At 67.1% G+C, this 13,038-nt stretch carries 10 protein-coding genes and 1 riboswitch; of the genes, 6 read left to right on the forward strand and 4 right to left on the reverse strand.

Features of this window, described 5'->3' with window-relative positions:
* Positions 1–5: 5 nt before the first annotated feature.
* Positions 6–1,343 carry a bifunctional o-acetylhomoserine/o-acetylserine sulfhydrylase gene (locus tag AB0M22_RS39860; RefSeq protein ID WP_364737993.1) on the reverse strand — a complete coding sequence of 446 codons (1,338 nt, stop codon included), beginning with the start codon at positions 1,341–1,343 and terminating at the stop codon, positions 6–8.
* A 93-nt stretch (positions 1,344–1,436) separates the two neighbouring features.
* Positions 1,437–1,547, reverse strand: a riboswitch (SAM riboswitch).
* 51 nt (positions 1,548–1,598) lie between these two features.
* Complete coding sequence (locus tag AB0M22_RS39865) at positions 1,599–2,318, reverse strand: TetR family transcriptional regulator (protein WP_364737995.1); 720 nt, start codon at positions 2,316–2,318, stop codon at positions 1,599–1,601.
* 127 nt (positions 2,319–2,445) lie between these two features.
* On the opposite strand from AB0M22_RS39865, the gene AB0M22_RS39870 reads away from it, so the two are divergent.
* Together AB0M22_RS39870 and AB0M22_RS39875 are read left to right on the forward strand one after the other, a co-directional pair.
* Positions 2,446–3,948 carry an MFS transporter gene (locus AB0M22_RS39870; protein WP_364737997.1) on the forward strand — a complete coding sequence of 501 codons (1,503 nt, stop codon included), beginning with the start codon at positions 2,446–2,448 and terminating at the stop codon, positions 3,946–3,948.
* 306 nt (positions 3,949–4,254) lie between these two features.
* Positions 4,255–5,472 (forward strand): NADP-dependent isocitrate dehydrogenase, encoded by a 1,218-nt coding sequence (locus AB0M22_RS39875; protein ID WP_357386468.1) that lies wholly within the window; start codon positions 4,255–4,257, stop codon positions 5,470–5,472.
* A 101-nt stretch (positions 5,473–5,573) separates the two neighbouring features.
* Here AB0M22_RS39875 and AB0M22_RS39880 read toward each other — a convergent pair whose 3' ends face one another.
* Positions 5,574–6,644: an NAD(P)-binding domain-containing protein gene (locus tag AB0M22_RS39880; RefSeq protein ID WP_364737999.1), complete on the reverse strand. Its 1,071-nt coding sequence runs from the start codon at positions 6,642–6,644 to the stop codon at positions 5,574–5,576.
* Here AB0M22_RS39880 and AB0M22_RS39885 point away from each other — a divergent pair.
* The 3 genes from AB0M22_RS39885 (at position 6,597) to AB0M22_RS39895 (ending at position 9,760) form a co-directional block, all read left to right on the forward strand.
* Positions 6,597–7,586, forward strand: coding sequence for a helix-turn-helix domain-containing protein (locus AB0M22_RS39885; RefSeq protein WP_364738002.1), 990 nt, complete (start codon positions 6,597–6,599; stop codon positions 7,584–7,586). The two genes, AB0M22_RS39880 and AB0M22_RS39885, sit on opposite strands and share 48 nt — an antisense overlap.
* A gap of 303 nt (positions 7,587–7,889) precedes the next feature.
* Positions 7,890–9,065, forward strand: coding sequence for an MFS transporter (locus tag AB0M22_RS39890; RefSeq protein ID WP_364738253.1), 1,176 nt, complete (start codon positions 7,890–7,892; stop codon positions 9,063–9,065).
* 50 nt (positions 9,066–9,115) lie between these two features.
* On the forward strand, positions 9,116–9,760 hold the full coding sequence (locus tag AB0M22_RS39895) for a helix-turn-helix domain-containing protein (protein ID WP_364738004.1): 645 nt from the start codon (positions 9,116–9,118) through the stop codon (positions 9,758–9,760).
* A 44-nt stretch (positions 9,761–9,804) separates the two neighbouring features.
* Here AB0M22_RS39895 and AB0M22_RS39900 read toward each other — a convergent pair whose 3' ends face one another.
* Positions 9,805–11,457 (reverse strand): hypothetical protein, encoded by a 1,653-nt coding sequence (locus tag AB0M22_RS39900; RefSeq protein ID WP_364738007.1) that lies wholly within the window; start codon positions 11,455–11,457, stop codon positions 9,805–9,807.
* Positions 11,458–11,832: 375 nt separating this feature from the next.
* Here AB0M22_RS39900 and AB0M22_RS39905 point away from each other — a divergent pair, with 375 nt between their 5' ends.
* The gene (locus AB0M22_RS39905; protein WP_364738009.1) at positions 11,833–13,038 is read left to right on the forward strand and encodes a lipid-transfer protein; all 1,206 of its coding nucleotides are present in this window, start codon (positions 11,833–11,835) and stop codon (positions 13,036–13,038) included.

Genomic DNA, 13,038 nt, shown 5'->3' on the forward strand with positions numbered 1-13,038 from the left:
CAAGGTCACGTCGCCGCCGCCGCGAAACCGGCCCGCAGGTCGCTCAGGATGTCCTCGATTCCCTCGATGCCCACCGCCAACCGGACCAGACCCGGAGTGACGCCGGCGAGCAGTTGCTCTTCGGGCGTCAGCTGCGAATGTGTGGTCGACGCGGGGTGAATCACGAGGGAGCGCACATCTCCGATGTTAGCCACATGGCTGTGCAGGGCTAATCCGTCCACGAACTTCTTGCCCGCATCGACACCGCCGCGCAGCTCGAAGGCGACGATCGCGCCGGGACCCTTCGGCGCCAGCTGCTGCGCGCGCTCGTACCACGGCGAGTCCGGCAGACCCGCGTAGATCACCTTGGTGACCTCCGGCTGCTCGGTCAGGAATGCGGCGACCGCCTTGGCGTTGGCCACGTGCCGCTCGACCCGCAGGCTCAGCGTCTCGATGCCCTGGCTGATCAGGAACGCGTTGAACGGCGAGATGGCCGAGCCGAGGTCGCGCAGCAACTGCACGCGGGCCTTGAGCGCGAAGGCGGGCGCGCCGAGATCGGCGAACACCGCACCGTGGTAGCTCGGGTCCGGGGTGGTGAAGCCGGGGAAGCGCGGCTGTCCTTGCGCGTCGGTCACCGTCCAGTCGAAGTTGCCGCCGTCGACGATCACGCCGGCCACCGCCGAGCCGTGCCCGCCGAGGTACTTGGTCGCCGAGTGCACGACGATGTCGGCGCCGTGCGCCAGCGGCTGGATCAGATACGGGGTGGCCACCGTGTTGTCCACGATGAGCGGCAGCCCGGCCTCGTGCGCGATCGCGGAGATGCCGGGGATGTCGAAGATGGCGCTGCTCGGGTTGGCGATGGTCTCGCCGTAGAACGCCTTGGTGTTCGGGCGAATCGCGGCCCGCCACTGGTCCAGGTCGTCGGGATCGTCGACGAAGGACACCTCGATGCCGAGCTTGGGCAGCGAGTAGTGGAAGAGGTTGTAGGTGCCGCCGTAGAGATGCGGGCTGGACACGATGTGATCGCCGGCGGACGCCAGGTTCAGGATCGCGAACGTCTCCGCGGCCTGCCCGGAGGCCAGCAGCAGGGCCGCGACGCCGCCTTCGAGCGCGGCGACGCGCTGCTCGACCACGTCCTGGGTGGGGTTCATGATCCGGGTGTAGATGTTGCCCGGCTCGGCGAGCCCGAACAGCGCCGCGGCGTGATCGGTGTCGCGGAAGGCGTACGAGGTGGTCTGGTAGATGGGCAGGGCCCGGGCGCCGGTGGTGCTGTCGGGGGCCTGGCCCGCGTGCACCTGCTTGGTCTCGAAGGACCACTGCGCGGTGGGATCGATATCGGCCGCGGGCACGGTGGAATCACTCATGAGCTTTGCTCCAAAGAAAAGGGTTGTTCGCCAGAACTACAAGGGTTATCGGGATGTGGGCGAAGGACAACAACACATTTCGGGAACCTCCTGAAAGCGCGCTTGCTCTCGACCTTCGAGAGCCCGGTCATCACCCGGAGCACCCCACCGCTGCTGGAGGGTTGCCGTCCAGCAAGCCGGGGCTTCGCGCTGGCACTCATGACCTGAGGGCATCATAACCGGCCGTCCCGCGACGGCCGAAACCTATCCGCGAACTCAGCCGGAAGTGCTGGTCCGCGCGCCGCCGCAGACCCGGACGAACTCGTCGAACGCCGCACAGAACGAGTTGCGGCCCGCGGTCGCGGCGTCGTGCAGATCGTCGTAGTCGAACATGCTCTCGCCGCATTCCATCGCGAGATGACCGATGAGCTGCCAGGAGCCGAGGATCAGCCGCACCGGCAGCGCGCAGGGCGTGGTGCCGAGTCGTTCGGCGACCACCGCGGCGATGGCGATGTTCTTGTTGTCCGCGTGCTCGATGCTGCGCGCGCTGACCGCGGGACTGCTGCGCACGATCCGCTGCATCTGCTGGAACTGCCGGAAGGAGACCGGCCCGCCGCCGGGTTCGTGCACGGCTCGGTCGATCACCTGCAAGAACGCGGTACGCAGCGATTCCAGTTCGTTGTCACTGGCCGGCAGTTCGCGCAGCGTCTGCGCCACGGCCTGGCCGAAGTCCTGCACCGGCCCGAGGACGATGTCCTCTTTACTGTCGAAATACCGGTTGATCGTGCGCGGCGAGACGTCCGCGGCGTTGGCGATCTGCTCGACCGTCGTCGCGTCGAAACCCTGTGTGTCGCACAGGTTCAGGCCGATCTCGATGATCCGCAGCCGGGTCTGCTGCTTCTTGCGTTCGCGCAGGCCGGTATGGGCGTGCGGCGCGGCGCTCGCAGGGGTCTGCGCTGCGGCACTCGCGCCCGTCGGCGTCGGTGACTCGAGCATGCTCCCACCCTAACGCAACCTAGTGTTTTCGTGTCCGTAACCGCCAAATGTCGCATCACGACATTTTTCGCTTGACGCCAAATGTCGTCTACTGACAGGATAGCCACCGAGTTCCGAAGACGAGGAGATGACCGTGACCGACACTGCGCAAGCGGTAGAAGTTCCCCAGAAACAAGGCAGTTCGGCACGCTGGTTCGCCCTCGGCGTGATCGCATTGGCCCAGCTCATGGTGGTCTTGGACGCCACCATCGTGACCATTTCGCTGCCCTTTGCCCAGCAGGATCTCGGCATCAGCGACGGCAACAAGCAGTGGATGCTGACCGCTTACACGCTGATCTTCGGCGGCCTGCTGCTGCTCGGCGGCCGGCTGGCCGACTACCTCGGCCGGCGCCGGATGTTCATCGTCGGCCTGGTCGGTTTCGCCGCCGCGTCGGCACTTGCCGGTCTCGCGCAGAACGGCGCGGAGATGTTCGCCGGACGTGCGCTGCAGGGTGCGTTCGCGGCGTTGCTCGCGCCCGCGGCGTTGTCGCTGTTGTCGGTGACCTTCACCGAGGCGCGCGAGCGGGCCACCGCGTTCGGCGTGTTCGCCGGCATCTCTGCCGGTGGCGCCGCGCTCGGCCTGATCGCCGGCGGCGCGCTCACCGAGTACGCCTCGTGGCGCTGGTGCCTGCTGGTGAATACCCCGATCGCGCTGCTCGCCCTGGTCGGCGCGCTGGCCTGGGTGGTCAAGGACGTGCCTGCGCCGCGGACCGGTGGCTACGACGTGCCCGGCGCGGTCACCGTGACGCTCGGCCTGATCTCGATCGTCTACGGCTTCAGCCGCGCGGCCGAGGACGGCTGGCTCTCCGGCAGCACCCTCGGCCTGCTCATCGCCGGCGCCGCGCTGCTGATCGCCTTCGTCGTGATCGAACGGCGCTCGGCGAATCCGCTGTTGCCGCTGCACATTCCGGGGGAGATCAACCGTGGCGGCGCGTTCCTCGCGGCGTTGCTGGTGCCGATCGCCATGTTCGCGATGTTCCTGTTCCTGAGCTACTACTTCCAGATCACCCTGGGCTACTCCTCGCTCAAGGCCGGCTTCGCGTTCCTGCCCTTCCCGGCCGGCATCGCGATCTCCGCGGGTGTCACCAGTGCGCTGCTGCCGAAGCTCGGCCCGCGGCCGCTGATGGTGGCCGGCGCCGTGCTCGGCGTGCTCGGCCTGCTGTGGCTGGCCCAGCTCGGCTTCGGCGACAGCTACGCCGCCAGCGTGCTGCCCGCGCAGGTGCTGATCGCGCTCGGCATGGGTCCGCTGTTCGTCGGCATGCAGACCGTCGCGCTGCACCAGGTCGAGGAGGCGGACTCCGGTGTGGCCAGTGCGCTGCTGAACGCGGCGCAGCAGGTCGGCGGCGCGGTCGGCACGGCCCTGCTGACCACCATCTCGGTGCAGACCGCCAAGTCCTACGCGGAGAGCCACGCGACGATCGACAACTTGATCGCTCGCGCCTCGATCCACAGTTACGACGTGGCGTTCTACGTCGGCGCCGGATTCTTCCTCGCCGCCGTTCCGGTGATCGCGTTCATGATCCGGGACCGGCCGGAGAACCTCATCGAAGGTTCCGAGGACGGGGCGCGCCCGGTCCACGTCGGCGTCTGAAATTTTCCTGCTTCACCCCTCGGTCCGCGTATCGCCAGCTCGGCGCTGCGCGGACCGAGGTCGTTGCGTGGGTGACCTGCGAATTGCAGAATGACCTACCAGCCAGTAAGTTCGTGGGGTTTCTCACTCGGGGGGCTGCCCGCACACCACGATCATCGGCAGCAGTACGCTTGTCTTGTTTGCACCACACGTCTCGCGGACAACGCGGGGCATATACGTTGTCTGTTGGAACAGCTGGGGTCCGCTCACAAGCGTGTTCACCTGGCCGTGCAATGAGGGCACCATCCTAGGAGGACACGAAGATCCATGTCCAAAATCAAGGTTGAAGGTACCGTCGTCGAACTCGACGGCGACGAGATGACCCGGATCATCTGGCAGTTCATCAAGGACAAGCTGATCCACCCGTATCTCGATGTGAATCTCGAGTACTACGACCTGGGCATCGAGTACCGGGATAAGACGGACGACCAGGTCACCGTCGACGCGGCCGAGGCGATCAAGCGCCACGGCGTCGGCGTCAAGTGCGCCACCATCACGCCGGATGAGGCACGCGTCGAGGAATTCGGCCTGAAGAAGATGTGGCGGTCGCCCAACGGCACCATCCGCAACATCCTCGGCGGCACCATTTTCCGTGCGCCGATCATCATCTCCAATGTCCCGCGCCTGGTGCCGGGCTGGACCAAGCCGATCATCATCGGCCGTCACGCCTTCGGCGACCAGTACCGCGCCACCGACTTCAAGGTGTATCAGGCCGGTTCGGTCACGATCACCTTCACGCCGGAGGACGGCAGCGAGCCGATCCAGCACGAAGTCGTGAAGATGCCGGAAGACGGCGGCGTCGTCATGGGCATGTACAACTTCAAGGCTTCGATCATCGATTTCGCGCGGGCCTCGTTCAACTACGGCCTGCAGCAGAACTACCCGGTGTATCTCTCCACGAAGAACACCATCCTCAAGGCCTACGACGGCATGTTCAAGGACACCTTCCAGGAGGTGTTCGATGCCGAGTTCAAGACCCAGTTCGACGCGGCGGGCCTGACCTACGAGCACCGCCTGATCGACGACATGGTCGCCTCCTCCATGAAATGGGAGGGCGGCTACGTCTGGGCCTGTAAGAACTACGACGGTGACGTGCAGTCCGACACCGTGGCGCAGGGCTTCGGCTCGCTCGGCCTGATGACGTCGGTGCTGCTGACCCCGGACGGCAAGACCTGTGAGGCGGAGGCCGCGCACGGCACCGTCACCCGGCACTACCGCCAGCATCAGCAGGGCAAGCCGACCTCCACCAACCCGATCGCGTCGATCTTCGCCTGGACGCGCGGGCTCGAGCACCGCGGCAAGCTGGACAACACCCCCGAGGTCATCGGCTTCGCGCAGACCCTCGAGGATGTCGTCATCAAGACCGTCGAAGGCGGCCAGATGACCAAGGACCTCGCCTCGCTCGTCGGTGGCGATCAGGGCTACCTGAGCACCGAGGAATTCCTCGGCGCCCTGGACGCCAACCTGGCCCGCGCCCTGCGCTGACCAGCGAACAACCCGGCGCTGGAACAGAATCCGGCGCCGGGGGATGACCTTACGGGCACCCGCACCACTTGGTGGTACGGGTGCCCGGACTGTTTTTCCGGTCAGGCCGGAACCGTGTGGTCGCGGACCACTCGCACTGCGCGGGTGAAGTTGTCCGCACCGAGTCCGTGCTGCACGCCGGCCGCCAGCAGTCGCTGCATCGGATCGAGCAGGTCGGTGGGGACGCCTTGCTCGCGGCTCACGCCGCGGATCGTCTCCAGCACCGCACCCATCTCCGCGATGCTCGCGAACGTCGGCGCGAACTCGTCCGCGTCGAGTTCGGCGGCCAGGGTGGGCAGGACGTCGAGCAGTGCGCGCAGCCACGGCACCAGGAACTCGGCGGTGAGCCGGTGCGCGGTGGTCGGCTCGCCGCCGAGCATTGCCGTCGCCTGGAAGAAGCCGCCGAACATGCCGTACATGCCGGCCAGCACCGCCATGTCGTGCAGAGCCGCCAGTCCGGCGTCGGTGCCGAGGTAGGTCGCGGCGCCCAGCTCCGCGATCGCCGCGCGGTGCTCGGCCGCCGCCTCCACCGACCCGCTGTACGGAATCAGCGCGTCGGGTGTGCCCAGGGTCGCGGGCATGCCGAGGATCGCGCCGTCCAGGAATCGCCCGCCGCGCGCGGCTATCCAGGTTGCGAGGGCGCGTGCGTCGTCGGGGCGACCGGTCGAGACGTTCAGTACCGTGCGTCCGGTCATCGCGTCGGGGACGGTTTCGAGCAGGGCCGCCACGCCCGCGGTGTCGATGTGCGAGAGGACGATCAGGTCACCCGCCGTGATTGCGCCGGCGAGGGATTCGGCGCGTCCGGCACCGAGCTCGTCCAGGTGCGCCGCCCGGCCCGGCGTCCGATTCCACACCGTCGTCGGGTAGCCGGCGCGCAGGTAGCGCTCGGTGATCGCCGAACCCATCCGCCCGAGCCCGAGCACCGTCACGCGCGTGTCGGCCGTGTGATCGCTGGTCATGCGTTCCTCCGTAGATCCGTGAGTTCGTCGGGTGGGCGCCCGCTGCTCAGTTTTCGCCGGCGAAGCGGACCGCGCGAGTGGCAGGACCGACCAGCGGCGAACGGTTCCCGCCATATCCTGGCGGGCATGACCGGCCATACCGTCGCCATCGCCGTCACCCCCGGCGCGCTGCATCCCTGGGACCTCTACGAACTCGGCGTGGTCGGCGCGATCTTCGGCACGCCCCAGCCCGACATCGCCGACCCCTGGTACGACCTGCGGATCTGCTCGGTGCGGCCGGAGGTCGGCGAGTCGGCCATCGGGCACGGCGCGTTCCTGCGCGCCGAGTACGGCGTGGCCGAACTGGTCTCGGCCGACACCGTTTTCGTGCCGTCGATCGCCTACGACTGCACCACCGACGATCGCGAGGTGCCGCCCGAACTGCTCGACGCCCTAGTCGAGGCGCATCGCCGGGGCGCGCGGATGGTCGCGCTGTGCAACGGCGCCTTCGTGCTCGGCGCGGCGGGCCTGCTGAACGGCCGCCGGGTCACCGCGCACTGGGAGCACGCGGCGGTGCTGGCCCGTCGCTTTCCCGCCGCCGAGGTGGACGAGTCCGCGCTCTATGTCGACGACGGCGACATCCTCACCAGCTCGGGAATGACCGCCGCGCTGGATCTTTCGCTGCACCTGGTCCGCCGCGACTTCGGCGCCGCCGTGGCGAACCGGCTGGCCCGGCGGCTGGTGGCGCCGCCGAACCGGGCCGGTGGGCAGGCCCAGTTCGTCGATCTGTCCGTCTCGGCGCGGGCCGCGGCCGACCTCGGCCCGGCGCTGGAATGGGCCGTCGCGCACCTCGACGAGCTGCTCACCGTCGAGCTGCTCGCCGCGCGCGCCACTATGAGTCCGCGCACCTTCCATCGCCGGCTGCGGGAGTCGATCGGCTCGACGCCCAAACAGTGGCTGCTCACCCAGCGCCTGGCCCGCGCGCAATCCCTGCTCGAGTCCACCGATTTCGGCATCGATCGGATCAGCCGGATGTGCGGCCTCGGCACCGCCGCCAACCTGCGCAGGCACTTCGCCGCGGTCGTCGGGGTCACGCCGGTCGAATACCGCCGCACCTTCGAGCGACGCTCGGCCTGAATTTCCTGGAACGGGAAGCGAATCCGCGGCCGGGATGACGCTGCCCACATCCGGTGGTCCGGGTGTCCGACCGGCGTGGGGTACGCGATTGTTTCCGAATGGAATTTGCCAGGTCGAGTGCCCGCGGTGTCCCTAATGCGCGGTTTTACATTCTGACCTGCACGTTTTCTTGATGTCAGCGTGTCTCAACTCACGTTTACTCGGGAAGCGAAACGGCCCATTCAAGCGTTTCATGGATACGTGACCACACCCCTCGCCTCCCAGGCCCCCGCACGCCCCGAGGCCGCGCGGACGACTTGGCATATGCCTGCCATGCTCGCGCTGGCGCTCGGCGGGTTCGGTATCGGCACAACAGAATTCGTCACCATGGGTTTGCTGCCGGACATCGCGCGCGCCATGGGTGTTTCCGAGCCGACTGCGGGACACGCGGTGTCGGCGTACGCGCTCGGCGTGGTGATCGGCGCTCCGGTCATTGCCGCCGTGTTCGCCCGGGCTTCGCGCAAGAAGTTGCTCATCGCCTTGATGGCGGCGTTCACCCTGGGCAACGTGGCGACCGTGCTCGCCCCGACCTTCCACACCCTGGTGCTCGCCCGCTTCGTCTCCGGCCTGCCGCACGGCGCCTACTTCGGCGTGGCCTCGCTGGCCGCCGCCACCCTCGCCCCGGTGGGTCAGCGCGCGAAAGCGGTTGCCGCGGTTATGCTCGGTTTGAGCGCCGCCAATGTTGTCGGCGTTCCCGCAGCCACCTGGCTCGGCCAGCATCTCGGCTGGCGCGACGCGTACGTGGTGGTCGCGGTGATCGGGCTGGCGACGGTAGCCGCGCTGATCCGCTTCGTGCCGGAGCTCACCGGCATCACCATGACCAACCCGATGACCGAACTCGGCGCCCTGCGCCGTCCCCAGGTGCTGCTGACCCTGCTGGTCGGCGCGATCGGCTTCGGCGGCATGTTCGCCGTCTACACCTACATCACCACGACTCTCACCAGCGTGGCGGGCATGTCCGCCGGCCTGGTGCCGATCGTGCTGATGCTGTTCGGCGTCGGCATGGTGGTCGGCAATATCGTCGGCGGCGTGCTCGCCGACCGCGGTGTGGATCGGGCGATCTACGCCTCGATGATCGGCATGGCCGTCATCCTCGCGGTCTTCGTTGCGGCGGCGCACAATCCGTACACCGCCGCGATCGGCGCGTTCCTGGTCGGCGCGACCGGTGCGTCGCTGGCGCCCGGCTTGCAGACCCGGCTGATGGACGTGGCACACGAGGCGCAGACGCTGGCCGCCGCGCTCAACCACGCCGCGCTGAACATCGCCAACGCCGGCGGCGCGTGGCTCGGCGGCGCTGTGATCGCTGCCGGGCTCGGTTACACCGCGCCCGCCGTGGTCGGGGCCGGCCTCGCCGTGGTCGGCGTGGTGTTGTTCGCGATCACCGTCCGGGTCGCCAGGCGCGACGCCCGCCTCGTCGCGGCGGCGGCCCTGGTCGCCTGACCCGGCGCTTCGGCAACATACAGAGCTGTATGTAAGTGTAGAATCGCCGGATGGCCAGGATCGAAGTCGCGAAACCGCAGCGCCGCACCCAGGAGCAGCGCAGCACCGAGATGCGCACCCGGCTGCTCGACGCGACCATCGACTGTCTGGTCGAATACGGCTACGCGGGCACCACGACACCGCGGGTTGCCGAACGCGCCGGCGTCACCCGCGGCGCCCAGGTGCACCACTTCGGTTCCAAGACCGATCTGGTCGTCGCCGCGATCAGCCACCTGGCCCAGTTGCGTGCCGAGACCGCGATGCGGGAGATGGCCAAGGTCGAGCGCGGCGACGATCCGGTCGCCGCCGCGCTGGAATTCCTGTGGGAGCTGCATCAGGGGCCGCTGTTCATCGCGACCGTCGAACTGTGGGTGGCCGGGCGCACCGACCCGGTGCTGGCCGCCGCGATGGAGAAGGTCGAGCCGTTCGTCAACAACGCCGTCCTGATGGCCGTCGCCCGCTTCGTCCCCGACGAGATCCGCCGCAAAGAGGCCCGCGACTTCATCTACACCGCGATGGACGCCCTGCGCGGCATCCTCGTCTCCAACTTCGTCGACCCGGACAACGAACGCGCCCAACGCCGTTGGCGTCGCGCCACGGCCCACCTGCGCAACATCGCCGAGGCGGCGCTGGCCGACGTCCGCGCTACCGACTGATCGAGCGGGACATGGCGGAGTCGTTCGCCATGTCCCGCTCGGGATCAGCGCTGCCGGGGGAGTAGGTGGTCGCCGGCCTTGTCGGTGGAGAGGGCGAGCGAGCTGATGTACTGGATCTCGCCCGCCGGGCCGGGCACCGCCGAGGCGATCATGTCCGGGCGTTCGAATTCCAGCCCGGTGACGTGGCAGGTCAGCGTCTCGCCGGACGGGTTGCCGTGCTCGTCGAACATCGGCAGGTCGATGCCGTCGTCGGTGCGGCGCAGGTAGTACTTGCCCTTGGTGGCGATCGCGGTGAGCGGGGTGGCGACGAACGCGACCACCAGCGCGACGATCGGTGAGTACGGCTTCAGCAGCTCGCCGAAGACCCCGAAGAACGTCATGATCGACAGCACCGCCGAGAGTCCGAATCCGACCAGCCCCACCGGGTTGAAGTCGTAGAGCATGCCGCGGCGGAACTCCGGCTGCTTCGGCGAGATCTTCAGCAGATACTTGTTGACCGCGATATCCGTTGCGACGGTGACGATCCAGGCGATGCCACAGTTGGCGTAGAAGCCGAGGATGTTGTTCAGGAAGTCGAACATGTTGGCTTCCATCAGGATCAGCGCGATCACCAGGTTCACCGCGAGGAAGATCAGCCGGCCCGGGTAGGACTTGGTCACTCGGGTGTAGGAGTTGGTCCAGGCCAGCGAGCCCGAATACGCGTTGGTGACATTGATTTTGATCTGGCTGATCACCACGAGCACCACGGCCAGCGTCATGGCCAGCCAGCCCGGCACCATGTCCCGGTAGATCTCCAGGAACTGGTGCACCGGCTGGTTCGCGATGCCCTGCGCGGCAGGCAGATTCGCGATCAGATACACCGCGAGGAACAGCCCGACCACCTGCTTGAGCGCGCCGAACACCACCCAGCCCGGACCGGCCAGCAGCATCCAGCCCCACCACTTACGCGCGTTCTCCGGCGTGCGCGGTGGCATGAAGCGCAGGTAATCGATCTGCTCGGCGATCTGCGCGATCAGCGACAGGCACACGCCCGCGGCCAGCAGCGTGCCGGAAACGCTTACCCCGGAACCGTTCTCGCCGCCGTAGGCGAAGAACGACGACACCGAATCCGGATGCCGCACCAGCAGGAACCCGAACGGCAGCACCATCAGCAGCAGCCACAGCGGCGTGGTCCAGACCTGCAACTTGGCCAGCGTATTCATGCCGTAGATGACCAGCGGGAAGATGAGCACGGTCGAGGCCAGATAACCGAGCCAAAGCGGTACGCCCAGGCCGAGTTCCAGCCCCTGGGCCATGATCGACCCCTCCAGCGCGAAGAAGATGAAGGTGAACGAGGCGAACACCACATTGGTGAGCACCGAGCCGAAATAACCGAATCCGCTACCACGCGTGATCAAGTCGAGATCGAGGTTGTAGCGCGCCGCGTAATAGGCGAGCGGAAATCCGGTGACCATGATGACGATCGCGAAGAAACCGATGCCGAGCAGCGCGTTCCCGGTGCCGTGCGCGATGCCGATATTCGCGCCGATGGCGAAGTCGGCCAGGTAGGCGATGCCGCCGAGGGCGGAGATGCCGACCACGGCCGGGCTCCATTTCCGGTAGCTCCGTGGCGCGAACCGCAGCGTGTAGTCCTCGAGTGTTTCCTTCGCTGCGGCGATCCCGTCGGAATTCGACGACCGGGTATCGAGCTCGACCACGTTTACTCCTCATCCCCGCATCGATAACTGCAACCATTCGACGGTCGTACACGGTTGTGGACGGGGAATTTCCGAACGATTACGCGGCTGTTACGGCATCGGGGGCGGTGAGGCACGTCACAGCGATGGCGTCGAGGGCGGTTCCCGGCTCGGGAAATTGCTGCGTACCAGCGCAAACTGGCGATACATACACCTCTGGCTGTATGTGTTGGACCAGGCGTTACCACCTGGCTATTCGGTATCCGCAACCTGCGGTAACGCTGACAACCTTGCGTACTTACATACATCTCTGTATGTTTGTTTTCAGCTGGATCCGGACGGATCGGTTCACCGCTGCCCACACGCGGCGGCACAGGCACAACCTGAGGGAGTTCGATGGCGAACAAGGTCTACGTCGTCGGCGTCGGCATGACGAAGTTCGAGAAGCCGGGCCGCCGCAAGAACGAAGACGGCACCGATTGGGACTACCCGGATATGGCTCGCGAGTCCGGGACCAAGGCGCTCGCCGACGCGGGCATCGCCTACGACCTGGTCGAGCAGGCCTACGTCGGTTACGTCTACGGCGAATCCACCTCCGGCCAGCGCGCGGTCTACGAGCTCGGTATGACCGGCATCCCGGTGGTCAACGTCAACAACAATTGTTCCACCGGCTCGACCGCGCTTTACCTTGCGGCACAGTCGATTCGGGGCGGGCTGGCCGAGTGCACGCTGGCCCTCGGCTTCGAGAAGATGCAGCCGGGCTCGCTCGGCTCCACCTGGGACGACCGCGAGCAGCCGATGGCCAGGCACATCATGGCGCTCGCCGAGATCTCCGAGGTGCTGTTCCCGGTGGCGCCGTGGATGTTCGGCGCGGCCGGCCGCGAGCACATGAAGCAGTACGGCACCACCGCCGAACACTTCGCCAAGATCGGCTACAAGAACCACAAACACTCGGTGAACAACCCGTATTCGCAGTTCCAGGACGCGTATTCGATGGACGACATCCTCGGTTCGCGGATGATCTACGACCCGCTCACCAAGCTGCAGTGCTCGCCGACCTCCGACGGTTCGGGCGCGGTGATCCTGGCCAGCGAGGCGTTCGTGGACAAGCACAACCTGGCCGCGCAGGCGGTGGAGATCGTCGGACAGGCGATGACCACCGACTACAAGTCCACCTTCGACGAGACCGCCAAGAACCTGGTCGGCTACGACATGACCGTGCAGGCCGCGCGGAAGGTCTACGAGCAGGCCGGTCTCGGCGCCGAGGACTTCCAGGTCATCGAGCTGCACGACTGCTTCTCGGCCAACGAACTGCTGACCTATGAGGCGCTCGGCCTCTGCGGTCCGGGCGAGGCCGGAAAGCTGATCGACGAGAACCTGACCACCTACGGCGGCAAGTGGGTGGTGAACCCGTCCGGCGGCCTCATCTCCAAGGGACATCCGCTCGGCGCAACGGGTTTGGCGCAGTGCTCCGAACTCACCTGGCAGCTGCGCGGCACCGCGGACAAGCGTCAGGTCGACGACGTCACCGCCTGCCTGCAGCACAACATCGGCCTCGGCGGCGCCGCGGTCGTGACCGCGTACCGGCGCGCCGACCGCTGA

The organism is Nocardia sp. NPDC051756 (genome assembly GCF_040681495.1).
Taxonomy (GTDB): Bacteria; Actinomycetota; Actinomycetes; order Mycobacteriales; family Mycobacteriaceae; genus Nocardia.